General features: G+C 52.1%; 18 protein-coding genes and 1 riboswitch. Of the genes, 13 read left to right on the top strand and 5 right to left on the bottom strand.

Annotated elements, in window-relative coordinates; genetic code table 11:
• Window positions 1-168: 168 nt before the first annotated feature.
• From J7619_RS02755 to J7619_RS02715, 9 genes are all read left to right on the top strand, one after another.
• Window positions 169-1,596, top strand: a complete 1,428-nt coding sequence (locus J7619_RS02755; RefSeq protein WP_291193662.1) for a RagB/SusD family nutrient uptake outer membrane protein — start codon at window positions 169-171, stop codon at window positions 1,594-1,596.
• Window positions 1,597-1,617: 21 nt separating this feature from the next.
• Window positions 1,618-3,108 (top strand): sulfatase, encoded by a 1,491-nt coding sequence (locus J7619_RS02750; protein ID WP_291193661.1) that lies wholly within the window; start codon window positions 1,618-1,620, stop codon window positions 3,106-3,108.
• A 24-nt stretch (window positions 3,109-3,132) separates the two neighbouring features.
• Window positions 3,133-5,472 (top strand): arylsulfatase, encoded by a 2,340-nt coding sequence (locus J7619_RS02745; RefSeq protein ID WP_291193659.1) that lies wholly within the window; start codon window positions 3,133-3,135, stop codon window positions 5,470-5,472.
• Between the two features lie 25 nt (window positions 5,473-5,497).
• Window positions 5,498-7,123, top strand: coding sequence for an arylsulfatase (locus J7619_RS02740; RefSeq protein ID WP_291193657.1), 1,626 nt, complete (start codon window positions 5,498-5,500; stop codon window positions 7,121-7,123).
• A gap of 42 nt (window positions 7,124-7,165) precedes the next feature.
• Complete coding sequence (locus tag J7619_RS02735) at window positions 7,166-8,530, top strand: sulfatase-like hydrolase/transferase (protein ID WP_291193655.1); 1,365 nt, start codon at window positions 7,166-7,168, stop codon at window positions 8,528-8,530.
• A 193-nt stretch (window positions 8,531-8,723) separates the two neighbouring features.
• Window positions 8,724-10,106: a sulfatase gene (locus tag J7619_RS02730; RefSeq protein WP_291193653.1), complete on the top strand. Its 1,383-nt coding sequence runs from the start codon at window positions 8,724-8,726 to the stop codon at window positions 10,104-10,106.
• A 15-nt stretch (window positions 10,107-10,121) separates the two neighbouring features.
• Entirely contained in the window at window positions 10,122-11,552 is a 1,431-nt protein-coding gene (locus J7619_RS02725) for a sulfatase (RefSeq protein WP_291193651.1), read from the top strand.
• Window positions 11,549-13,015 (top strand): sulfatase, encoded by a 1,467-nt coding sequence (locus tag J7619_RS02720; RefSeq protein WP_291193649.1) that lies wholly within the window; start codon window positions 11,549-11,551, stop codon window positions 13,013-13,015. The genes J7619_RS02725 and J7619_RS02720 overlap by 4 nt, the downstream gene beginning before the upstream one ends.
• 1 nt (window position 13,016) lies before the next feature.
• Window positions 13,017-14,390 (top strand): sulfatase, encoded by a 1,374-nt coding sequence (locus tag J7619_RS02715; protein ID WP_291193647.1) that lies wholly within the window; start codon window positions 13,017-13,019, stop codon window positions 14,388-14,390.
• Window positions 14,391-14,464: 74 nt separating this feature from the next.
• Here J7619_RS02715 and J7619_RS02710 read toward each other — a convergent pair whose 3' ends face one another.
• The 3 genes from J7619_RS02710 to J7619_RS02700 all read right to left on the bottom strand — a co-directional run bounded on the left by J7619_RS02710 (window position 14,465) and on the right by J7619_RS02700 (window position 16,440).
• The gene (locus J7619_RS02710) at window positions 14,465-14,827 is read right to left on the bottom strand and encodes a hypothetical protein (RefSeq protein ID WP_291193645.1); all 363 of its coding nucleotides are present in this window, start codon (window positions 14,825-14,827) and stop codon (window positions 14,465-14,467) included.
• A complete protein-coding gene (locus J7619_RS02705) occupies window positions 14,806-15,225 on the bottom strand; it encodes a hypothetical protein (protein WP_291193644.1) in 420 nt (139 codons plus the stop codon). The genes J7619_RS02710 and J7619_RS02705 overlap by 22 nt, the downstream gene beginning before the upstream one ends.
• 126 nt (window positions 15,226-15,351) lie before the next feature.
• Window positions 15,352-16,440: a Fic family protein gene (locus J7619_RS02700; protein ID WP_291193642.1), complete on the bottom strand. Its 1,089-nt coding sequence runs from the start codon at window positions 16,438-16,440 to the stop codon at window positions 15,352-15,354.
• A gap of 150 nt (window positions 16,441-16,590) precedes the next feature.
• A riboswitch (SAM riboswitch) is annotated at window positions 16,591-16,684 on the top strand.
• A 113-nt stretch (window positions 16,685-16,797) separates the two neighbouring features.
• Here J7619_RS02700 and J7619_RS02695 point away from each other — a divergent pair.
• From J7619_RS02695 to J7619_RS02680, 4 genes are all read left to right on the top strand, one after another.
• Window positions 16,798-17,976, top strand: a complete 1,179-nt coding sequence (locus tag J7619_RS02695; RefSeq protein WP_291193639.1) for a cysteine desulfurase family protein — start codon at window positions 16,798-16,800, stop codon at window positions 17,974-17,976.
• Between the two features lie 141 nt (window positions 17,977-18,117).
• Window positions 18,118-21,312, top strand: a complete 3,195-nt coding sequence (locus tag J7619_RS02690) for a SusC/RagA family TonB-linked outer membrane protein (protein WP_291193637.1) — start codon at window positions 18,118-18,120, stop codon at window positions 21,310-21,312.
• Between the two features lie 14 nt (window positions 21,313-21,326).
• Window positions 21,327-22,769 carry a SusD/RagB family nutrient-binding outer membrane lipoprotein gene (locus J7619_RS02685; protein ID WP_291193635.1) on the top strand — a complete coding sequence of 481 codons (1,443 nt, stop codon included), beginning with the start codon at window positions 21,327-21,329 and terminating at the stop codon, window positions 22,767-22,769.
• Window positions 22,770-22,946: 177 nt separating this feature from the next.
• On the top strand, window positions 22,947-23,201 hold the full coding sequence (locus J7619_RS02680; RefSeq protein ID WP_291193633.1) for a hypothetical protein: 255 nt from the start codon (window positions 22,947-22,949) through the stop codon (window positions 23,199-23,201).
• Window positions 23,202-23,207: 6 nt separating this feature from the next.
• Here J7619_RS02680 and J7619_RS02675 read toward each other — a convergent pair whose 3' ends face one another.
• The gene (locus J7619_RS02675; protein ID WP_291193631.1) at window positions 23,208-23,774 is read right to left on the bottom strand and encodes a hypothetical protein; all 567 of its coding nucleotides are present in this window, start codon (window positions 23,772-23,774) and stop codon (window positions 23,208-23,210) included.
• A gap of 76 nt (window positions 23,775-23,850) precedes the next feature.
• Window positions 23,851-24,714 (bottom strand): chromate resistance protein ChrB domain-containing protein, encoded by an 864-nt coding sequence (locus tag J7619_RS02670; RefSeq protein WP_291193629.1) that lies wholly within the window; start codon window positions 24,712-24,714, stop codon window positions 23,851-23,853.
• Between the last annotated feature and the right edge of the window lie 51 nt (window positions 24,715-24,765).

Raw genomic sequence — 24,765 nt, 5'->3', positions numbered from 1 at the left:
TAATCATGAATGGTCATTGAAATAAGAGAACTAACCCATTGCCCACATTTGACAATACCTGCCCACACCTGACCACATCTGACAATACCTGACTATAAATGACAATACCTGACAATAAATGACAATACCTGACCACAAATGACCACGCCTCACCATACTTGACAATACATGAAAAAGATATTATTCCTGTTCTTCGGCATTTTCAGTTTTACGGCCTGCACCGACCTGAACGAAGCACCCTCATCCCTCATTACCACCGAACAATTTTACAAGACCGAAAGCGACGCACTCGCTGCGGTGACCGCTGTGTACAATGCCGCATTGAACAACGGCGGGCTTACGATGTACAACCGGCTGTTTCACCTCGCATTCGAAATCATGTCGGACGATGCCATCGCGGGCCTGCGGGTGACGAATGCCGACGTGCGCACGATTTCCGTGCTGGCGCATTCGACGACCAACGACCGCGTGGATGAATTGTGGAGAGAAAGCTATGTGGCCATTAACCGGGCGAACATCGCCATAGCACGTATTCCGGGTATTGAAATGGACGCGACTCTGCGTACCCGGCTTGTGAACGAAGCGAAGTTTCTGCGTGGGTTACTGTATTTCAATTTGGTACGGCTTTGGGGTGACGTTCCGCTGATCCTCGAAGAAAACGGCTCGCTGAGCAACGAGGCCATTCAGGTTGCGCGCACACCTAAAGAGGATGTGTACAAGCAGATTATCCAGGACCTGACAGACGCGGAGGCGTTGCCCAACTCTTTCGCGGGTGCTGATGCCGGCCGGGCCACCGGTGGTGCCGCCAAATCCATTCTGGCGAAGGTGTACCTCACCCGCCAGGAATGGGACAAGGCTGCTGCAAAAAGCCTCGAAGTGATCAACGGCCCTTATGGCTACGATCTGTTCGAGAATTTTGCGGATGTTTTCAATGTCGCTACCAAGAACGGGAAAGAGCATATTTTCTCGGCACAATGTAAATCCAATGTCAACGGGCAGGGCAACCGCCTGGCTTCGTCGGCGACGCCGGTAGGGATACCCGGTGTGGCTTCGGCGGGTACGGACGAGCCTCATGCGGACGTATATAAGTTGTTCAGCGAGAAGGATAAACGGCGCGACGTTACCTTTTTTACATCGCTCGTAAGCCCCACGACCGGAAAGGAGATCACGTTCCCGCCACGCTTTTTTAAGTATTTCGATCCGGCGCAGATCGTAAACCCGACCGAATCGGCCAAGAATATCCCGGTGATCCGGTTTGCGGAAATATTGCTGATTTATGCCGAAGCATTGAACGAACGCAGCGGCCCGACGACCGACGCGTTCGCGGCCGTGAACCGCGTCCGCAAGCGCGCAGGACTGGACGCATTGTCCGGTTTGAGTAAGGACGAGCTCCGTGAGGCGATCTATTTGGAGCGCCGGCTGGAACTGATGTTCGAGTTCCAACGCTGGTTCGACCTGATCCGGACCAAACGGATGATCACCGCATTGCACGCCGCCGGCAAGACCAACGCCGCCGAGAAACATTACCTGCACCCGATTCCGCAACGGGAAATGGATTTGAACCCGAAACTGGTACAGAATCCGGGGTGGGAGTAAGGGTTTTAAATATTGGAAATAATGCAAAGGACCATTCTGAAAATAGCTGTTTGGCTGAGTTTACTACCCGCCTATGCCTTCGCGCAGGCGAAAGACAAACCCAATATCCTCTTCATCCTCGTCGACGACTGGGGCTGGACCGACCTGAGCTCGGCGGGGAGCAAATATTACGAAACGCCGAATATCGACCGGCTACGGAAAGAGGGTATGTGGTTTTCGCAGGCCTATTCCGTGGGCCCGAATTGCGCGCCCAGTCGCGCGTCGCTCATGACGGGCAAGTACACGCCGCGCCATGGGATTTATACCGTGGGCAATGCCGACCGTGGTAACTCGGTGGACCGAAAGCTGATCCCGATCGAGAATAACACCGTTTTGAACCCTTCGTTCGTGACTATCGCCGAGGAGCTTCAAAATGCGGGATACAGCACCGGGTTGATCGGCAAATGGCAGTTGGGTGGGAAAGGCAAGGGAGCTGATGCCCATGCGCAGGGGTTTGAGCACGTGGTGGGCGGTACGGGCGGCACGAGTGCCTATTTTTACCCGTATAATAAAGATGGGAAAGCATCGCCGCACGAGGGCATTACCAGCGGCCGGGAAGGGGAATACCTTACCGATCGGCTTACCGACGAGGCATTGAAATTCCTCGATACCAACAAGCAGAAACCGTTTTTTCTGTACCTGTCGTACTTCGCCGTGCATACGCCCATCGAGGCCAAAGCGGATATTATTGCTAAATACCAATCCAAAAAGGGCGACGCCTATCACCATAACCCTGTTTACGCAGCGATGATCCAGAGTGCCGACGAGGGTATCGGCCGCGTTTTGAAGCAACTCGATGCCCTGGAACTGACCGAAAATACGCTCATCGTATTTTTCTCGGACAATGGCGGGATGGGCGCTGTCACTGCCCAGCATCCGTTGCGAGGTTCGAAGGGGATGCTTTATGAGGGTGGCGTACGCGTGCCGCTGATCGTGAAATGGCCGGGCAAAACCAAGGCGGGCTCGCAGACCGATTCGCCCGTTATCGGTATTGACTTTTACCCGACCCTGCTGGAAGCGGCCCGTGTTTCCAAACCCCTGAATGCAGAAGTGGACGGACAGAGCTTTGTGCCGCTTCTGTCCGGCAGGCCGGCCGCGCAGCGCGATATTTTCTGGCATTTTCCGGCTTACCTCGAAGCGTACAAAGGTGACAAGCGGAACAAAGACGCGTTCCGGACACGCCCGGCGAGCACCATTCGTTCCGGCGATTTCAAACTGCACCAGTTTTATGAAGACGGACATGTGGAACTGTATAACATCCGCGCAGATATCGGCGAAACGAAAGATCTGGCCAAAGCTAATCCTGGCAAAACGAAGGAGTTGAAAGAAAAGCTCGAAGCCTGGAAGTTAAAAACCAATGCACCGGTACCGACGCAGCTGAATCCGGAGTACGCTCCGGGCAGCTCGCCGCGCAGCAATGCTTCAAATGACGTATCGGCGCCGGGCGACCGAAGCGGCGCTTCAGAGGAATAATCATTTTTTATATATCCCAATAAAATGAAGAACTTGTTCAAAATCAGTGCGATAGTGCTGGCCGGTGGCCTGGCCGTTCAGCCGGTGGTGGCGCAGCATAGTCCGCAGCAACCATGGAACGGCAAAGCAGGCAGGACGCTGCAGGAATCGACGCCGTTTCATATTGAATACAACAAAAAGGCGGCCAAAGGTGCACCCAATGTGGTCTGGATACTGATCGACGATGCCGGTTTCGGCGCAACGACCGCATTCGGCGGGTTAGTAGAAACACCGAATATCGAGAAGCTGGCCAACAACGGCTTGCGTTTTACCAACTTCCATACGACCGCCATTTGTTCACCCACGCGCGCGGCGCTGCTCACGGGCAGGAACCATCACTCGGCGCATGTGGGTTTGCTGACGCCGGCCGCGGTTGATTTTCCGGGATACGATACCTACATCCCTTTCGAGAAAGGTACTGCCGCGGAGGTGTTGCGGGAAAACGGTTACGCGACTTTCGCGTTAGGCAAATGGCACCTTACGCCCGTGGCCGAAAACTCGCAGGCCGGGCCCTTCAACCGCTGGCCGACCGGGCGCGGCTTCGATCATTATTACGGCTTCCTGCCCGGCGCCACCGACCAGTGGCACCCCGAGCTGTGGGAGGATGTGACGAAGCTCGACATCGAGCCGAATACCAAACATCTGAACGAACTCCTGGCCGACAAGGCGATCAAATACATTGCCAACCAGAAGTCGGTGGATGCCGACCGGCCATTCTTCCTGTACCTCGCTACCGGCGCCACGCATTCGCCGCATCAGGTTGCGAAGGAGTGGATCGACCAGTACAAAGGCAAGTTTGATATGGGTTGGGACAAGTACCGCGAGATCGTGATCGAAAAGCAAAAGAAACTCGGCATTATCCCGCAAAACGCGGTGCTGCCCGAACGTAACCCCGGCGTGAAAGAATGGGCGGCGCTTTCAGAAAAGGAAAAGAAGGCCTACGCACATTTCATGGAGGTGTACGCGGCATTTTACACCTACACCGACTATGAGATCGGCCGCATTATAAATTACCTGGAACAGATCGACCAGCTCGATAACACGGTCATTGCAGTGATCCTGGGTGATAATGGTGCGAGCAAAGGCGGTACCCAGCATGGTACCATCAGTCCGCAGATCAACCGCCTGCAAGGAGAGGCGCGGATCGACGCTATTCTGAATGCCCGGGATCTGATCGGTACCGACGAATCGAGTACCGATTACCCCATCGGTTGGGCAGCCGCTGCCAATACACCGTTCCGCTACTGGAAAGGCGATGCCAATACCGAAGGCGGCACACGCAATCCGATGATTTTGCATTATCCCAAAGGCATTAAGGAGAAGGGCGGAGTTCGTAACCAGTATGGGCATGTGAACGATATGCTACCCACAACGCTGGAACTGGTGAAGGGCGAAGCGCCGCAGGTGATCAACGGCTACAAGCAGGAACCTTTTGAAGGAACGAGCCTTGCCTATGTGGTAGACCAGAAGAATGCGCCTTCGCGGCATACGGTGCAGTATTACGAGATCGCAGGTGCATTATCCATTTACAAAGACGGCTGGAAGGCTTCGAAAGGGCATTCGGTTTGGGAGGGATTCGATGCGGGAAGTAAGGCCGATCCTTCGGGTAAGTCGGTGGATTTCAGCAAGGATGTCTGGGAATTGTATAATTTGAATGAGGATTTCAATGAGCGCATTGACCTGGCCGCTAAAAATCCGGAGAAGCTGAAAGCGTTGCAGGCCGTTTTCGATCAGGAAGCGAAGAAATACAACGTGTACCCGCTGAAAGATTTCACCGCGCATGATATGCCCGCAGGGCGGACGGTTTATGGCAAAGTACCGGAAATTACGCTCTTCCCGGGTGTCGATAATCTTGTAGGTGTGAGCAGCCCCCTGTATGACGGACGGTCGTTCACGGTGGATGCCGAAGCGGATATCGCTACCGGCAAAGAGGAAGGTGTGTTGTTCGCCGTGGGAGGGGAGAAGAGTGGTATCAGCTTGTTTGTGAAGGACGGAAAGCTGCATTATGCGCACAAGACCGCCCGGGACTCCTACCATTTGGCTTCAAGCGGCGCTATACCAACCGGCCGGGTGCATTTCAAACTGATTTATGAGTTTACGGGGCCGTCGGAAGGCAGCAAGTCGGTGGGGAAAGAGACGGTGTACATCAACGACGAAAAAGTAGGTGAACGTAACTTTGCAGCCACGCAGGCGCAGGTGCAGGGGCCGCGCCAGATCGATGGGACGGACGTGGGCCGGGATCAGAAATTCGCGGTTTCCGACCAGTACCAGGCGCCATTCGCATTCACGGGCAAGTTGAAGAAGGTCACGATCCGGTATCAATAGGTTTTTGAATTAATCATTCATGTATATGCTAAAAAGACGAATCAGCTGGCTCGTGCTGGCCGTCGCGCTTACCGCGCAGAATGTTTTTGCCCAAAAGAAACCCAATGTGATCGTGATCCTGGCCGACGACCTGGGCTATGCCGATCTGGGTTGTTACGGCAGCGAAATCACGACGCCTAACCTCGACGAACTCGCCCGGAATGGCGTAAGGCTGACCAATTTTTACAATACCGCCCGCTGCTGTCCCACGCGCGCGGCCCTGCTCACGGGGGTGTACAGCCATCAGGCGGGGATCGGGCATATGATGGACGACAAAGGTGCCGACCATCCTGCCTACCGCGGGCAACTGAACCATAACAGCGTGACCATCGCCGAGGTCATGAAAAGCGCTGGCTATTTTACGGCCATGACCGGTAAATGGCACGTCGGCCACCAGCACGGCGTGTACCCTTCGAACCGCGGCTTCGATCGCTCGCTACATGCGCCTGCGGGAGGCTTTTATTATGCCAATGGCGCCAATGCGAAACTGTTCCTGAACGGGCAGGAAATCCCCAACGACTCGGACAAGCTGCCGAAAGATTGGTACTCGACCGATCTCTGGACGGATTACGGCCTGCGGTTTATCGACGAAGCGGCGGCTGAGAAAAAGCCGTTTATGCTCTATCTCGCACACAATGCGCCCCATTTCCCATTGCAGGCGCCCGAAGCGGATATTGCGAAATTCCGAGGTAAATACCTGAAAGGCTGGGAGAAATTACGCCAGGAGCGGTATGAGAAACAAATCAAGCTCGGCTTGGTGGACCCGTCGTGGAAACTGCCGCCCATTAACCCGAATGTGAAGCAATGGGACAGTCTGAGCGACGCGGAAAAGAAACGGTATGACGACATGATGGCGATTTACGCGGCGGTGATCTACCGGCTCGACAAAAGCATCGGCGACCTGGTAGCGGGCCTGAAAAAGCGCGGGGTCTTTGACAACACGGTCATTCTTTTTGTATCCGACAACGGCGGTAATGCCGAGCCCGGTATCGAAGGCCGTTACGAAGGTGAGCAACCGGGTACCGCAAAATCGTCCGTTTTCCTGGGGCAGGGCTGGGCGGAAGCGGCTTGCACGCCGTTTTGGGCTTACAAACACCATACGCACGAGGGCGGCATTTCGTCGCCGGGCATTATCTCGTGGCCCGCGGGCATCCCGGCATCGCGCAATGGCCAATTCGAACGCCAGCCGGCGCATATTATCGACATTATGGCCACATTGGTAGATTTGGGGAATGCAAAATATCCCTCCAATTACGCAGGTAACACCATCCAGCCGCTGGAAGGAGCAAGCCTGAAACCCGCATTCGCCGGAAAGCCCATCAACCGTAAAAACCCGATTTTCTGGGAACATGAAGGGAACCGCGCTGTCCGCGAAGGCAAGTGGAAACTCGTGGCCGAAAAGACGGAGAAATGGCAATTGTACGATGTAGAAAAGGACCGTACGGAACTGCACGACCAGTTCGACAAGCAGCCTGAGATCGCCCAAAAGCTCGTTGCCCAATATGAAGCGTGGTACAAACGCGTCGGCGCCGAGGATTATGACAAGACTTTCAAGTGGTTTTATGATTACGATAAAGCCAAAAAAGAAGCCAGCGCCGGCAGCGGAAAATAATCCCGACAATACCTGACCATTCATGACAACACCTGACTACCCATGACCATTAAAAAACATCTGACCCTACTTCTGACGCTCTTTACACTGGCGACTGCCTGGGCGCAGAAGCAATCGCCCAACATTGTCCTGATCCTGGCCGATGACATGGGTAAGGAATGCATTGGAACGTACGGAAGTACCTACCGGACCCCGAATATCGATCAGCTTGCGAAAGAGGGTTTGAAATTCAACTACGGTTTTTCCCAACCGCTTTGCACGCCTTCGCGTGTGCAGATCATGACCGGGAAGTATAACTACAAGAATTATTCTGAATTCGGATTTCTGAACCAGGATCAGAAGACTTTCGCGCATCTGGCGAAAGAAGCGGGTTACGCCACGGCAATCGCGGGGAAATGGCAACTCGGCGCCAATCAGAAGTTGCCGAAACACTTTGGTTTCGACCAATATTGCCTCTGGCAGCTCAGCAAGCCGCGCCGCGAGGGCGAACGTTATGCCAAGCCGCTCATCGACCGCGACGGTGAAATCCTGAAAACGGACGCCGACGATTACGGCCCCGATATTTTCACCGATTATATGCTCGACTTCATCGAAAAGAACAAGGACCGCAAGTTCCTGGCTTATTTCCCGATGGCGCTCGTGCACGACCCTTTCTTGCCGACGCCGGACAGTAAAAGCTGGAAATCGGATGTGGAAGGGCGTTTCAAAAAGGATACGGCCAATTTCAGGGATATGGTTTCCTATCTTGACAAGAATGTCGGCAAGATCGTGCAGAAGCTGAAAGACCTCGGATTGTACGAGAACACGATTATCATTTTTACCGGCGATAATGGCACCGGCAGGCCCATCGTGACGCAACTGAAAGATGGCAGCAAGCTGCAAGGCGGCAAAGGGTTGACGATCGACCGGGGCCACCACGTGCCGCTGATCGTGAACTGGGGCTCAGGGCGCTACAAGACCCACGAAACGAACGACCTGGTAGATTTCACCGACATCCTTCCGACCATCGCACAAGCCGCGAACGTGAAAGTGCCGGCGGGCTGGAATACAGATGGTACGAGCATTCTGCCGCAGATTAAGGGTGAAAAAGGCACGCCCCGGAAATGGATTTTCTCGCATTACCAGCCCATCCATTCCGAAGCGGCCAACAGGCAGTCGGCGCGGTTTTTCAGGGACAAACATTACAAGCTCTATTCCGACGGCCGCTTTTATGATTTGCAAAAAGATATTGAAGAGAAAAATCCGATTGCAACGGGTAAAGCCGGTCCGGAAGGGGAGAAGATCAGGAAGGTATTTCAGGCAGAGATGGATAAGCTGCCGGCCTGGAAATTCGGCGATCCCGGCGTAGCGAAGGTAATATTGCCGGGCTTGGAGCCTGATCCGGCATTTGCGGAAAAGGGAGATTAATTTATTGGCGTCATAGCCAGCGAGGCACCTGCGGAGCAGCATGCCGGATGACCACCTTTCTACAAACAGGGAACCGCTCCGCGGTAATGGCGCTACGCAAGCTCCGGAGGAGCAACCTGTTTGTAGCAAAAGTGAATATCAAAGAAATGTAAGACTCTATCGGAGTCGCCTTTTTAACAGACAATTCAAAAAAATGCTTAAAAACTATCGCTTTGTTTTTGGAACAATGTGGCTGGCGATCTGGACGCTGGCTCAACCTGTATGCGCCCAAAACACGAAATACAACGTCCTGTTTATCGCGGTCGACGATATGAACGACTGGATCGGGCCGTTTGGCGGGTACCCGGGCATTAAAACACCGAATATCGACAAGCTGGCGAAAAAGGGAGTGGTTTTCAAAAAAGCCTATTGTTCTGCGCCTGCGTGCAACCCGTCGCGCGCGAGCCTGCTCACGGGCGTGAGGCCTTCCAGTTCCGGGGTTTACCATAACAACCAGCCCTGGCGGCCCGTTTTGAAGGACGCTGTCACCATTCCGCAATACTTCACGGCCAACGGGTACGAGGTAAAGGGAGCCGGCAAAATTTTTCACAACGCATTCAACGACGACGCTTCGTGGCCTTCCTATTTCGACATCCCCAAATCTCCCGAGCCGCCCAAGGCGCCTGTTAATGGCTTCGCGCATTTCGATTGGAGCCCTGTGAATGTGCAGGATGAGGATATGGGTGATTATAAGGTTGTGAATGAAGGCATTGGTTTCCTGAACGATAAACATGAAAAGCCGTTCTTCCTGGCTGTCGGTTTTACACGGCCGCACTTGCCCTGGTATGTACCGCAAAAGTATTTTGACCAGTACCCATTGTCTTCTATCCAACTGCCTAAAACCATTGCCAACGACTTGCAGGACGTGCCGGACGCAGGCGTGAAAATCGCCAAGCCGAAGGGAGACCACCGGTTTATCGTCGAACATAAACAATGGGAAAAGGCTGTACAGGGATATCTGGCAAGCATTACGTTTGCCGACGGGCAGATCGGCCGCTTGCTGGATGCATTGGAAAAAAGTGACTATGCCAAAAATACGGTCATTGTTTTCTTCGGCGACCACGGCTGGCACCTGGGCGAGAAGGAGCATTGGCGGAAGTTTGCCTTGTGGGAAGAGGCTTCACGTGTGCCCTTCATTGTTTATGCGCCCGGCTTATCGAAAGCCAATGGCGTTTCGGAACGTACTGTGAACCTCATGGATATCTACCCGACGCTTACCGAATTGTGTAAATTACCTGCGAAAAAAGGAGTGGAGGGCAACAGCATTGTACCGCTGCTGGAAAATCCGGCCCTGGCTTGGAACCATCCGTCGGTTACCACCCATGGCTTGGGCAATCACGCGGTGCGTTCCGAGAAATACCGTTACATCCGCTACCAGGACGGATCGGAGGAGCTTTACGACCACGATACCGACCCGCAGGAATGGAAGAACCTGGCTACCGATGCGAAATATGCATCTGTGAAGGCGGAACTGGCAAAGTCTTTGCCTAAAACTGATGCAAACGACGCCCCGACAGTGAAAGAGGGCAAGGAATAATTTAAACCACAATCTATGATGAAAAAATATGCATTGCTGGCGCTGGCGGCGCTTTCACTTACCCCGTTCGCTGCGTCGGTAGCCGCGGATGGAGACGACAAGGCCAAACCGAAGTACAACGTCCTGTTTATCGCGGTCGACGACCTTAACAACGACCTGGGTACTTACGGGAATACATTCGTGAAATCCCCGAATATCGACCGTCTGGCCAAACGGGGTGTACGGTTCGACAGGGCTTATACGCAGTTTCCGCTTTGCAGTCCGAGCCGTTCGTCGCTGCTGACCGGCCAGCGGCCCGATGTGACGAAGATCTACGAATTGCAGACGCACTTCCGCAAAAATCTGCCGGACATTGTGACGCTGCCACAACTTTTCAAGAATAACGACTATTACAGCGCCCGCGTCGGCAAAATATACCATTACGGTGTGCCGGGACAGATCGGTACCGACGGGCTGGACGACCCGGATTCATGGAACTATCGCGTGAATCCGAAAGGGCGTGATAAAACCGAGGAGCCGTTGATCAAAAATCTCACGCCCGACCGCGCACTCGGAAGCGCATTGGCATGGCGCGCGACGGAGGGTGCCGACGAGGAGCAGACCGACGGGATGATCGCCAGCGAGGCCATCAAAATCATGACTGAGAAAAAGAATGAGCCGTTTTTCCTGGCAGTGGGCTTTTTCAGGCCGCATACACCTTATGTCGCACCTCAAAAGTACTTCGATATGTATGATGTGGACAAGGTGCCGCTTCCCAAAGAAGTCCCGAACGACCTCGACGACGTTCCCGAAGCTGCATTGTTCACCAAACCACCGCACTGGGGCCTCGACGAAGCCAAACGCCGCGAGGCATTGCGGGCTTATTATGCGACGATCACCTTCATGGATGCGCAGGTGGGCCGGTTGATCGACGCTGTCGATCAATTGAAACTGGCTGAGAAAACAATTATCGTGCTTTGGAGCGATCACGGCTATAACGTGGGGCAGCACGGACAATGGATGAAGCAGAGCCTTTTTGAAAACTCGGCGCGCGTACCGCTCATTATTACGGTTCCGGGTGGTACCAGGGGAAAAGCCTCGGGCCGTACGGTGGAGCTGGTCGACATTTATCCTACGCTCGCCGACCTCTGTGGCCTGGATCCTAAACAGAATCTGCAAGGCAAAAGCCTTACACCATTGTTGAAAAACCCTTCGGCCGTTTGGGATAAACCTGCCTATACTCAGGTAAGAAGAGGCCAGATTTTCGGCCGCAGCGTGCGTACGGAACGCTTCCGTTATACCGAATGGGACGGCGGGAAGGCTGGTGTGGAGTTGTATGACCACCAGAAGGACCCGGGAGAATTTACAAACCTGGCGAAGGATAACAATTTCGTCATTACAGTTAATGAATTGGCTGTTTTGCTAAAAAAAGGTTATCCGGAAGCGCAGCAAGAAGCAGGAAAATGATTTCAAAATATCGATATGCGATCCGTTTATCTATGGTTGGCATTGTGCTGGCCATGGCAACCGGATTTGCCTGGCGAGCCGGCCAGCCACTTGCGCCACGAAAGCCTAATATCGTCATCGTGCTCGCCGACCAATGGAATGCACAGTCGCTCGGATATGCCGGTAATACGGATGTGAAAACGCCCAATCTCGACAAGCTGGCGAAACGCAGCGTAGTTTTTACGACAGCGGTGTCGGTGATGCCGGTATGCAGCCCGGCACGTGCGAGCCTGCTCACAGGCCAGTACCCCCTTACGCACGGCGTTTTTTACAACGACCGCCCCTTGCGGAACGAGGCGCTCACCATGGCCGAGATTTACAAGGCTGCGGGTTACGCGACCGGGTACATCGGCAAATGGCATATTAACGGGCAGGCCAACTATGAAAAGCAATTCGCCGCCCGCAACCGTGCCGTCCCCCGCGATCGCCGGCAGGGGTTCGATTACTGGAAAGCCCGGGAAGTGACGCACGATTACAACAGCTCATTCTATTTCGATGAAAATGATGTGCGTTATGAATGGGCGGGTTACGATGTATTTCCTCAGACCGACAGCGCCATTAGTTTTATTGACAGAAACAAAAAAAGGCCATTTCTGCTGGTACTTTCATGGGGACCGCCGCATGATCCTTACCAGACCGCACCCGAGTCCTACCGCAAAATGTACGATCCGGCGAAGCTGAAACTACGCCCGAATGTGCCCGATTCACTCGAATCGAAAGCCCGGAAGGACCTGGCTGGATATTATGCCCACTGCACCGCACTCGATAAATCGGCAGGTGATTTGCTGGAAGCGTTGAAAAAGGCAGGTGTAGAGGAGCATACGGTCGTGCTTTTTACTTCCGATCACGGTGATATGCTTTACTCGCAAGGTAAAATCAGGAAGCAGAAACCCTGGGACGAATCGGTATTGGTGCCGCTGCTGGTGCATTATCCGGCAGGTTTGGGAAATACCAAACGTGAGCTTGCAATGCCGTTTTCGAATGTAGATATACTTCCTACTCTGCTGGGCATCACCCAAATAAAAATCCCGAAAGGGGTGGAGGGGACCAACTACGCCGCTATCCTCGCCGGCAAACAAAAGCCAACCGGTAACGAGGCCGCATTGATCCAGGTGCCGGTTCCGTTTCATGAAAACAATTTCATGAATGGCGGTAAGGAATATCGGGGCATTCGGACGAAACAATACACCTATGTGAGAGATTTGAAAGGTCCGTGGCTTTTGTATGATAATGCAAAAGATCCTTATCAAATGAAAAATCTCGTCGGTTCACCGGCCTACGCTAACCTACAGGCAAAACTCGAAAAAGCGCTCCGCACGAAATTGGCTGAGGCAAAAGACAAATTCCTGACCGCCGACGAATATATGCGGCAATGGAATTACCGGTACGACGGCAAGGATAGTCTCCGCGTGAGCGGTTTGTAATATGCAAAAGACGTTGATCATCACCGTGCTCGTGCTGGCGTGTACCTGCGCGGCGCTCGCGCAGCAGGCCAAAAGGCCGAACATCATCTTCCTCCTTACCGATGACCACCGTTGGGATGCGTTAGGTGCAATGGGCAATAAGATCATCCAAACCCCACACCTCGATGCACTGGCGAAACGGGGCATTCTGTTCAGGAATGCGCATGTGACCACTGCCATATGCATGGTGAGCCGGGCCAGTTTACTGAGCGGGCAATATATGTCGCGGCACGGGATCAATGATTTTAACACGGATTTCAAACCGGAGGCGCTCGCTCGAACCTATCCCGCATTGCTCAAAAGGGCGGGGTATAAGATCGGTTTTATCGGGAAATTCGGGATAGGGGTGAAGAACCAGCCCGATACGCTGTTTGATTACTGGGCGGCCAGGAAGGAAGGGCAGCCGCCCTATGAATTGGTCAATCAAAGCGGTCACATCATTCACCACACCGATAGCGTAGGGAAGGATATTACGCAATTTCTCGATCGTTTCGCAAACCAGGAAACCCCTTTTTGTCTTTCCGTGAGTTTCAAAGCGCCGCACGAACTCGATGGTAACCCTCCGCAATACCCGGTGCAGGAGCGTTTTAAGTCTTTGTATGAGCATGTGAAGATCCCGGACCCGCTCACGGCCGCGCCGCAATATTGGGATAGCCTTCCCGCGTTCTTCCGCACCGACCAGAACATCGGCCGTGACAGATGGAAGCCCCTGCTATCCACGCCCGAATTGCGCCAGCAAACTACCCGTGACTACTATCGCCTTATTACCGGCGTGGACGAAGTAGTCGGCAAGATGGTAGCCCAGCTCAAAAACCTGCAAATCGATCAGAACACGGTCATTATTTTCATGGGTGACAACGGTTTTTCGCTCGGAGAGCACGGCTTGGAAGGGAAATGGTTTGGTTTTGAAGAATCCATCCGCGTACCGCTGATCATTTCCGGCGGCGCATTGCCTAAAAGTTTACAAAACCGTTCGTCCAATCAGCTGGCACTCAATATTGATATTGCGCCTACTATTCTTTCGTTCGCAGGCATAGCCGCTGCACCTGCCATTCAGGGTTACGACCTGCTCGCGGTCGAACAAAAGAAGCTACCGGCCCGCAAGGATTTTTTCTATGAACACACCTATTTAGGAAGCCCGCGCTTGCCGAAAGTCGAAGGCGTTGTGAGCGGGCATTGGAAGTACATGCTTTACACCGAGCATGGGTATGAGGAGCTTTATAACAACGCAAAAGATCCGTATGAAACGGTGAATCTCGCGAAGCGGCCTTCGGCGAAATCCACGCTGAAAAAGCTACGGAAGCGGTATGAAGAGTTGAAGAAGGAAGTGAAATGACAAGGACAAAAGTTACCTTCGGTACTCGGACGAGGGTGAAAAACGTCGATTAAACGCCCCCGTTTGGAGGGCGTTTAATCGACTGGATATAATTGAGGCAATTTTCGTTGAATGCCAACGTAACCTTCGTAAGGGTAATCTGCAAAGTCATTGTATTTATGGTCATCGAGGTCTTCTATATTGTTAAATACCCTGACCCGGTTTATCATCCTTCGTTGTTCTGGTGTTACACGTTGCCACAGTAATTTTAGGATGATCTCCATACTTTCATACTCATGTACTTCCGAGAGTGATGGCGCACTGACACCGAGCACGTAGCTGTCTTTTCCCATTCCGTGAAAGGCGGGTGCTAGGCCGATTGCATCTATGATTAGACCGTCTTTTTTTGCTTCCTGAAACACTTTTTGCAGTGTTTCTACCAATGCTGTTGCAACCATTGCATAACAATTTTTAGAGAAATAACAAATACTTCGACTTTTGTAGCCGAACAGCCCAGTTCGTATCTGCGTTGTTCCGACCATATCGCTATCCGGGTCCAGCTTACCTGAAAGACATAGTCCTCTATACAGGCGTTTTCCAAATCGTTCGTCAGCCCAGACAGAATTAAAAGGTCGAGGAGGTCATGAATCATAAATGACTTGGCAATATGCCGTGGCACCACCTCTCTTTCAAATATTTCGATGTTCAGTCTTTTACAAACCACGGCTTTGAGGGCTAATTCAATCGCATACCCACCAATGTAATACGCCGCGCCAGCATGACCGTTCGCGATGAGGCATTCCGCATCGCGCAGCCGCTCGAATGCCAGTAATTTCAATGTTGCAGCACTTGCCAAAGTTTGAAAAGGTTAGCTTGATGATGAATTTTTTCCGCAAACTAGGCTCTGTCCAGCTTAGGTAATCAATCAAATGAGCAAAGTCGAGGGATTGATATGCAAGCGGTCTTAGTAGCATATATTAGGTTATCCCTGATTTTTCAAAATCTCCATTAACCTGAAATTGAGGTAAAGCTTCTCCTTCCCAACCGTCACACTTCGCAGGAAATTCTTCTCTTCGAGCGTTTTCAGGTAGTTTCCAACCGTTTTGATATTACCTAATCCCGCATTTTCCAGTGAACTTCTTTTGGTATAGGGTAACCTGAAAAGCACTTCCAGTAGATCTTTGGAATAGATTTTCGGAAGGATCTTCTGGATTTCTTCACCCATTTCCTTCATTAACAGGGCAATGTGCTCGATTCTGGTGCGGCTCTCGCGCGAAGTGACCTCAATCATATCCAGCATATAAAGGACCCAGTTCTCCCAGTTACCTTTCTCTGTGACATTGCGGATGTTGAGATAGTAAGCGTTCTTGTTTTTGAGAATATAACTACTCAAATAAAGCGCAGGCAGGTCGAGCAGGCCGCATTGTTTCAGGTAAAGCAGTAAAATAATCCGGCCGGTGCGCCCATTGCCGTCAAAAAACGGGTGGATGGCTTCAAACTGGTAATGTATTAATGCGAGTTTGATGAGCGGATCCAGGTCATCGTCGATATTAATGAAGTTTTCAAGTGCCGCGAGCTTTTTCCGGATCACTTCTGCGCTGTCCGGCGGTGTGTAAATAACTTGTCCGCTTGCCGGGTTTTTCAGCTGGGTTCCCGGGATGTTTCGTATGCCTGACTGGTTTTCTTTGATGATCTGCATAATGGCAATGAAAAGATTGGTCGTCAGGACGGGCCTTTTTCTGATTTCTTCCAGGCCATACCATAATGCATCTTTATAATGGATTACTTCTTTGGTGGGAGCGTCGTCGATATTCTTTTCAACAATGGATGCCTGAAAAAGCGCATCCTGAGTGGTGATGATATTCTCAATGGCCGAACTCGCCTGCGCTTCCTGTAAATTGATCGTGTCGATAAACAGGAGCGGATTGGGAAGATTTGTGATAGCACCTTTCAGTTCCGACAGTGCCCTGCTAGCCGAAATCACCTTTTTGAAGACAGTTTTTGTTTCTATTTTACCCTTGGGAGGCAAATCAGGCAGATTATTGTACGGTTTTAACGGGCTGTATTTCATGGTAAGGACGAGGACGTTTTTTACCTTCGTTTTCCAAACGAGAGTAAAAATATCAAAAAAACGCCCTCGTTCAAATTTCGAAAGTAAAAAACGCCCCCGTTTTTTTGCATTCTTAAAATCTTTTATCAATCTTTGTCCATCGAATTTATAGATTTATTGAGAACGAAGGGAGAGGTTAGGCTCTATGATCTTCTGGCAACCTGTGACTCGTCAAGGTGCCCCAACCTAATTCTATTGATAAATCTGAAAATCCAACCACAGTAGTAAACTGGTATTGCGCAGTGGATCAGGCTGGTCAGGCCTCCGGAAACCTGTGTCTTGCCGAAAAAACTTTGATCAACAACAAACCAGAGACACATGGAAATTTATCTGGATAACGCGGCTACAACCGCCCTGGACCCGGAAGTGATAGAGGCGATACTGCCGTTTTTGACTACCCATTATGCCAATCCTTCGTCGGCGCACGGTGCGGGAAGAAGGGTAAAGGAAGCCGTAGACCAGGCGCGCCGTTCGGTAGCACATCTGCTGAGTGCTTCGCCGGAGGAAATTTACTTTACAGCCGGTGCGACGGAGGGGATCAACCTTGTGCTATCGGGCGCGATCCAGGCTTATGACCTGAGCCACGTGATCACCAGTCGGATCGAACATAAGGCGGTGTTGCAAACATTGAAACGCCATGAGAAAGAGGGTGATATTGAAACAAGTTTCGTGAAGCTGGATGAACGCGGTAACATAGACCTGTACCATCTGGAAAACCTCCTGCGGGCGAACCCGCGCACGCTCATCGCGCTCATGCACGGGAACAATGAGATCGGCAACCTGACTGACATCCATGCGATCGGTGTGCTGGCTAAGCGGTATAATGCGGTGTTTTTTACCGACACGACGCAAACAATGGGTAAAGCGAATTTCGATTTACAGGAGGCCGGAATCGATTTCCTGGTGGGCTCGGCGCATAAGTTCCATGGGCCGAAAGGCGTTGGATTTGTTTACATCCATCAAAAACACCACCTGAAACCGCTGATTTACGGCGGCGGGCAGGAGCGGGGCCAGCGTGGCGGCACCGAAAATGTGGTGGGCATCGTCGGGCTGGCCAAGGCACTGGAAGTAGCTTGCCGCAACCTGGAAGCGAACCGGAGCAAAGTCTCCAAGCTGAAACAATACCTGGTGTCGAAACTCGCGATCAGCGGGATAGAAGGCATTTGTTATAACGGCGAGAGCAAATCGATTGAAAATAGCGTGGTTAATGTGCTGAACGTGTCGTTTCCCTGTTTGAGCACGGGGAGCCTGGTGACCAAGCTGGACCAGGTCGGGATACAGGTTTCGGGCGGGAGCGCGTGCCAGGGAGGCGGCGCATCGCATGTGATACAGGCGCTGGCGTGTGAAGCCGACAAGGAAAACGTCAGGTTTTCGTTCAGCAAGTTCAACACTTTTGAGGAGCTGGACCTGGTAGTGGATGCCATTACAAGGATCTACGAATCGGACCCCGTCATTTCGACGCGGGTGGGATGGAAAAGGATCGCCAGCTGGGCCTAGCACAGAAATAACCCGAAAATAGCGGCGGCAGCCGTTGGAATTAGCAGGGTTATATTACATTTGTATATTAAATCTATAAAATAAATAGAGTAATAATTGATTCACAAACATTTAAGCTGTCCCTAACTTCCAATCCACATCATGAGAAGAAATTTAGTACTGATTTTCCTCCTTTTCAGCGTCGCCTGGCTGCAACCGGCGCGGGCACAAACGATCCCGGTTACCGGTAAGGTGACCTCCACCAGCGGTGAAGCGCTTCCCGGCGTGACCGTCCTGATCAAAGGTACCTCCAAAGGCACCTCTACCAATAGCGACGGCAGCTACGCGATCGACGCCGACGCCGGTTCGATATTGAAATTTTCGTTTATCGGTTTAAAATCCATTGAATTACCTGTCCCGCGCGACGGAAAGCTCGACGTCCGGCTGGAAAGCGACGAGACGATTTTGCAGGAAGTGGTCGTGACGGCGCTCGGCATTGCCAAAGAGAAAAAATCGCTCGGTTATGCGGTGCAGGAGTTGCAAACCAAAGACGTCGCCGAGGCGCGGGAGGGCAACCTCGTGAATGCGCTCTCGGGCAAGATCGCGGGCGTAAACATCACCAACAGCCAGGGCGGGATGGGCTCGTCGCGGATCGTGATCCGGGGCGAAACGTCTATCGCCGGTAATAACCAGCCACTTTTCGTGGTGGACGGTATTCCGGTCGATAACTCACAGCTCGGTGCGGGTGCCAACGGCTCACGCGATTTCGCGAATGCGATCGCCGACATTAACCCGAACGACATCGAGTCGATCAGCGTGCTGAAAGGACCGAATGCAGCTGCATTGTACGGTTCCCGCGCTTCCAACGGGGTGATTTTGATCAAAACCAAGAGCGGCAAAGGGACGCAGCGAGGCCTGGGAGTAAATGTGAATTTTGGCTATTCTTCGGAAAAGCTGCTGGTATTGCCCGAGTATCAGAATGTTTTCGGGCAGGGAACCGGCGGTGCATTTTCCTATGTGAATGGTAAAGGCGGCGGGATCAACGACGCTACCGACGAAAGCTGGGGCCCGAGAATGGATGGCCGGCTGATTCCCCAGTTCTTTTCGAATGGCGAGGCTGTACCGTTTGTGGCGCATCCGGATAATGTCAAGAACTTTTTCGTAACGGGCCATACACGCACCACAGGCGTATCGGTGGCAGGCTCGAACGATAAGGTAGACTACCGCTTTTCATTCAACAACAGCAAGCAAACCGGTGTGATCCCAAACACGGATATCTCCAAAAACTCATTCGGGGTGAATACGACATACCGGCTGAACGATAAGCTGACGTTGTCGACCAGCGCGAATTTTGCACGGAACAGCTCCGATAACCTGCCGGGTACCTCCGGACGGGGCAGCAGTGTGATGTTGCAATTCCTGTGGTTCGGGCGGCAGGTGGATACCGAGTTGTTGAAGGATTACAATAAAGGCGGTTTCGATTATAACTGGAACCACAGCTATTACAGCAACCCCTATTTGCTGCAATACGAAAACACCGCCCAGCAACGCCGCGACCGCTTTTTTGGTAATGTGAATTTGAATTACAAAATTACCGACTGGCTCACGGCCAATGTGCGGACAGGAAACGACTACTATAATGACAAGCGCAAGTTTAAAGTCGCTTACGGTACCAACGGCACACCTTATGGTTCCTATACCGAGGATAGCTACGTGGTGAACGAGAACAACACCGATTTCAATTTCAATTTCCACAAGAATGTAAGTACCGACTTTGAAATCGACTGGCTCGTCGGCGGTAACCTTCGCAGCAATTTCAACGAACAGAACTACCAGCAGGCACCGCGCCTGGCCGTGGCCGACCTGTACACGCTGAATAACTCGCGCGACCCGCTGGTATCCTATAATGTGTTGCGAAAGCAGAAGGTTTACAGTGCATTCAGCTCCGCGCAGGTGGGTTTCCGTAACTATGCGTTCTTGAACCTCACGGCGCGTAACGACTGGTCTTCGACATTGCCTACCGGCAACAATTCGTACTTCTATCCGTCGGTGAATGCCAGCCTTGTGCTGACCGACGCATTCGATATCAAGAGCAATGTGCTGACGTATGCCAAACTTCGCGGCGGCTGGGCCGAGGTAGGCAAAGACACCGATCCTTATCAGCTTGTGAATACTTTTCCGTTTAACCAGCCATTTGGCAGTGCGCCTTTACTGACGGTTTCGGATGTGTTTTTGAGTGAGAATTTGAAACCGGAAATCACACAGTCGACCGAGATCGGTGCGGATGTGGCGTTGTTCCGTAATCGCGTTCGGTTGGATGTGAGTTATTACAACACGGATAGCTATAACCAGATTTTGCGTGCGGACGTAAGCCCTGCGACCGGTTATAAGCAGAAACTCCTGAATGCGGGCCATATTAACAACCGGGGCGTCGAGGCGATGCTGAATGTGAAGCCGATTGAAACGGAGTCGGGTTTTAAATGGGATATCGGGATCAATTTTTCAAGAAACAGGAGTAAGGTAGTGGAGCTCGACGACGAGGGTTTTCTGAATGATTACAAGCTCGGTACCAATGGTGTGACGGTTTATGCCAGCAAAGGGCTTGGCTACGGCGCGATATTCGGATCCGCATTTGCACGGGATGAAAATGGCGAGCAGATTATCGGCCCCAACGGATTGCCCGCCAAGAACCCAAGTCTGCAAGTGCTGGGCCATTACACGCCGAAATGGATGGGCGGAATCAGCAACTCTTTCTCCTTCAAAGGGTTCAACCTGAGCGTGCTCATCGATACCAAGCAAGGGGGCTCCATTTATTCCGCCACCAATGCCACCGGCCGTTATACCGGCGTGTTGAAATCGACTTTGCCTGGTCGCGATGCCGATCACGGCGGCTTGACCTACTATTACCCGGGTAACAACAAAGCGGGCGTGGCTGTACAAGTTGCGAATGCCGCCGCAGCGCCCTCGGGCGCGGTTGTGTACGACGACGGCATCATTGCCAGGGGCGTAACCACCGATGGCAAGCCGAATACGGTGATTGTTCCCGCGGAGCGCTATTACAAGGGCGTTTACAGTAACAGCGCAGGCATCAACGAGGCCAGCGTTCTCGACGCGTCGTTCATCAAATTACGCGAAGTGAAACTCGGCTACACCGTTCCCCAGGCATTTATTTCCAAATTCAAACTGCAAAGCCTGATCCTCTCGCTGTACGGCCGTAACCTCGCATTCCTGCAAAAGAAAGCGGATAATATCGATCCCGAAACGGCATTCAACACCGGCAACACTGGTCAGGGGCTCGAATCGTTGCAGCTGCCGACGACCGCTTCTTACGGCTTCAATCTTTCAATAGGCTTTTAAATTGACCCATATTCATGTATACCCATAACATTACCAAAGGACTTGTGATCGCCGCCGCCGGTCTGCTACTGACGGCTTGCCAGGATCAGCTCGAAGAAACCAATACCAACCCGAATGAGGCGATTAAGGCACAGCCGGAGTACCTGCTTGCGAATGCGATCAAATCGAACGCGGATCTGACGCTCGGTTCGGACGCTTCGATGGAGACTACCACGCTGTTTATCCAGCATTGGGCGAAAATCCAGTATACCGACCCGGATAAATACACGGTCAGCATTGCCAATGTGCAGAATGTCTGGACGAACCTGTATTCACAAGGGCTGACCGATTTTGCGGCCATTATCAAACTCGGAGAGGAGAGTGGCAATACCAATTACCAGGCCGTGGGGTTGATCCTGAAATCATGGTCGTTCCAATTGCTGACAGATCTTTACGGCGATATCCCGTATAGTCAGGCGCTGAAACTGGACGAAACGCTCACGCCGAAGTACGACTCGCAAAAGGACGTCTACATTGGTCTTTTGGCTGACTTGAAAAAGGCTACGGAGCTGATCAACACCAATGGATCGCCGATCGGCGGGGACCTTGTTTACAATGGCAACCTCACCAAATGGAAGAAGTTCGCGAATGCATTGCGCTTGCGCATCGCATTGCGCATTGCCGACAAGGAGCCCGAAACGGCGAAAGCGGTGGTGGCGGAACTGGCCAGAGACAAAAGCGCCCTCATTGCCTCCAATGACGAGATCGCGCAGCTGATTTACCTCGCATCGCCTAACCAGAACCCTGTTTCCCGCGACCGTGAAACCCGCGACGATTACCGCGTGAGCAAATCGGTCATCGATAAGTTGCAGGAACTCAAAGACCCGCGCCTGGCTGTTTTTGCGAACAAAACCGTCGACGCGACGCCTACCGGCTATATTGGTGTGACAAATGGCCTTCCTGCCGATTCGGCCGCAAAACTGGGTTTTACCAAAACCTCGAAACTAGGCGATTACTTCACAGCGCCGGCTTCACCAGCGGTTTTTGTGAGTTATGCCGAAGTTTTGTTCAACCTCGCAGAAGCTGCACAGCGCGGTTTTATTACGGAAAATGCGGCCGAGTTGTACAAAGCGGCCGTGACGGCCTCTTTGCAGCAGTTCAAAGTAAGCAATGCGGATATTGCGACTTACCTGGCCCAGCCGTCGGTCGCTTACAATGCAGCGAATTATAAAAAATCGATCGGGGAGCAGAAATGGCTGGCGCTGTTCAGCCAGGGCCTGGAAGCATTCGCGGAATGGCGCCGCCTCGATTATCCGCAGCTAAAACCGGCCTATGCAGGCGTTTTAAACGGAAAATTACCGCTCCGCCTCACATACCCGACCGGTGAACAGGCACTCAATGCAGCCAACTACAAAGCGGCCGTCGCAGCCCAGGGGGAAGACCGCCTGACGACGAAGCTTTGGTTCGATGCATTCTAATTTTAACAAAATTTAATGTGCCCTTTTGGCACCAAATGGAAGCCGGGGGCGTAAAGGTAGTAGGGACCACTGACGGCCGGCCGCGGACCGCCGATCACAAAAGCAAAAATCGGCGGTCGGTTGTCAGCCGTCGGTGGTCAAATCATATTCTCAACAAACCACATAAACGTCAACACAATGAGCAAAACCTTTTTTCTCCGGATCATTTACCGGAATGCCGGGAACCTGCACAAAATCACTTCCAGTGTGGAGTCCGTAAACGGGGCGAAGATCAAGCATTTGAATTTTATCAGCAGAGGCAAAAGTTTCGTAGGGGTGATCGCTTTTGAGGCTTCCCAACTGATCGACTTCGAAAAAATCATGACGCTGATCCGCCGTAACCGCGACATTTCAGAAGTTGAACGGATCATGGACGGCTCCCTGTGTTGTTGAGCGTGATCAGAATGTGATTCCAAACTGAAATCCTATCGTGACGGACGCCGGATGCCCGTTCCCGAAGCGGAATGGCACCGGTACCGCTACAAAATAGCCGCTGTTCTTATTTTTCTTCACGATTTTATTCAAAACCGGCGTGAAGCCGTACCTCCCGGCCGTTTCGAAAGCGGCGCGGCCGGCGAAGGTAAGCCCGGGTGCTAATGTCACGAGAATGCCTGGGTGGAAGAGGAAATTGGCCATCTTGCTCGTTCCTTTCTCAGCCCTTACCAAAGGCACAAATTCCGCTGAAAAGCCGATTTTCGGGCTTTTCCATATATTAATGCCGGTGGGGAGCCCAACTACATAATAGCTATCGAAATTGGTCGTAGTGCCTTCGTCGCTGAATGTCACGATCGGGTGCAGAATGCCTACGTAACCGGCTACACGCGGGTACGAGGGGGCGGGTGCAGGCGCGGGAGCGACTGTGTTCGCGGGTGCGGGCTGTGCCTGCTGTTGTGCGCGCAAGGCATGGGTAAGCAAAACAAGGATACAGAGCGTAACAAGGAGTTTTCCGGTAAAATAACGGAGCATGGTATGGGATTTTAGATGAAAGCGGCAAACCGCCATGCAATTCTAAAAACCAATGGGCCGACAGGATAGAACCGTTTTAACGTTTTGTATTTCCTTTACTTTTTCGGACAAATTTTCTGTATTCCGACGGCGTTTGACCGGTATGCGCCTTGAAAACGCGGTTGAAATGGCTCTGGTCGGAGAAACCCGTCAGGTACGCGATCTCGGCAAGCGTGTCCTCCGAAGATTCGAGCAGCTGAATGGCCTTTTCGATACGCAGTTTCCTGATGTATTCCCCGAAAGAAAGGTTATCAAAATACCGCGAGAATTCCCGTGAAAGATAGGCGGGATTGACGTCGAGTTCCTCAGAGGCAATTTTTAAGTTCAGGTTCAAATTGGTGTCGATATGGTCCTGGATCATGTTTTTGAGATCTTTCGTCCAGGCAGGTACTTTCGTCTTCTTTTCTCCTTTGTTACTGATATAGGTTTTGTAAATCTGCAAAAGCAAATGCTCTGTCGGGCTTTGCGTGTGCTTTTCCTTGCGCAAATGCGTGGCCCAGCTGTACAATGCATCGTAAATCAGCATGCCCTTTTCGAGCAGTTCTCTGTCGTCTGTGGTATTATAGGCCAGCCCGGCAGAAATGGCCCACAACCCTGACGACTGCAGTGCCAATGTATGATCGTCGGTGTCAGCTCCGCGAACGATCGGCGCCATGACGGCCAGTGCAGGGTCTTTTAATTGGTATTTTTTGATAAAATAATCGAATGTGCATTGGTCGTCATAATGGGTGAATTCGACGCCGGGAATATCGAAAGGCGTGGCATTGAGCGCTGCTGCCTGGCTCAATACCTCGCTTTCGGGCACATAAATGATTTCCGCGTTTGCGTCGATAAACCGCAGGATAAGCCACGGACAAGCGAGACGGTCAATTTTCGGGCGCTCGCGCGTGATCCATTTCATTGATTTTAGGTAGATGTTAGGGACCAAATATAGTGATGCAAGTCGACAATA

The sequence above is a fragment of the Dyadobacter sp. genome (genome assembly GCF_017744695.1).
In the GTDB taxonomy this organism is placed as follows: domain Bacteria; phylum Bacteroidota; class Bacteroidia; order Cytophagales; family Spirosomataceae; genus Dyadobacter.
The sequence above is the reverse complement of the archived record's forward strand: the minus strand, read 5'-3'. Positions and strand labels throughout refer to the sequence as shown.